Raw genomic sequence first — 895 nt, forward strand, 5'->3', positions numbered from 1 at the left:
CCCATGTCGCGGATGCGCTGGGGTGGGCCATCTGCAACCCGGACACGGACAGCGGCGAAGCGCGCCGAGAGGCGGCCTTTGGTGCCACGCCGCCAACTGACCGTCCGCCATTGGGCCTTTTCCAGCATCGCCTGCGCGGCCATCGACTTCACATCGGGGATATGCCGGCGGCGCGGGCGGCCGTGTCCGGCAACCGGGAAGATCATCGCCACGTCGGCGGCATAGACCTTCTGCTTGAACGGGATACCGACGGCCCAGGTAAGGCCGCGCTCGGTGAGCGCCTGCCGGAAGGGGGCGCTCAAACCATATCCGGCATCGGCGAGCACGCAGCCAAAGCGTAAGCCGGCTGCGCGAGCCCGGTCGATCTCGGCCAGCGCGATTTCGGGCTTGGTCCTGTAGGCACGATGGTCCTCGGGCACACCGGCACGGTCGAGCCGGGCGGGATCGGAAGTCCAGCTCTCGGGCAGAAACAGCCGCAGCCCCACCATGACCGGCACTTCGCCAGAGGCCAGCGTCAGCGACACCAGCGTCTGGCAGTTGGCGTTCTTGCCAAGCGCCGAGGCATATTGCGGCGCGACGCCGACCGAGTGGCGCCCCTTCTTGGGGAGCGCGGTGTCGTCCACGATCAGCCACGCATCGTTCCCGCCAACTTGTCTGTCGGCCTCCGCGAGCAGCACCTTCTCCAGCGGCGCAGCATCCCACACGCCGCTCGCGATGAAGTGGTGCAGCTGGTCATAGTTGACGCCTGCATGGCGCGCCGCCATCGGTTGGACGCTCTTGCGATCCCCAAGGCCAATCAGGCCAGCAATATAGGCCGGACACATCCGCGCACGCGTCTTGTGCCTCAACGCCGAGACGAACGGCTCAAGCCACCGCTCCAGATCGAGTTGCCAAT

General features: G+C 67.0%; 1 protein-coding gene. It reads right to left on the reverse strand.

Annotated elements, in window-relative coordinates; genetic code table 11:
- A partial coding sequence (locus NKJ84_RS33035; protein ID WP_352510007.1) for an IS701 family transposase occupies positions 1-895 on the reverse strand: 895 nt, incomplete at both ends.

The sequence above is a fragment of the Mesorhizobium sp. M0048 genome, from assembly GCF_040323405.1.
GTDB lineage: Bacteria > Pseudomonadota > Alphaproteobacteria > Rhizobiales > Rhizobiaceae > Mesorhizobium.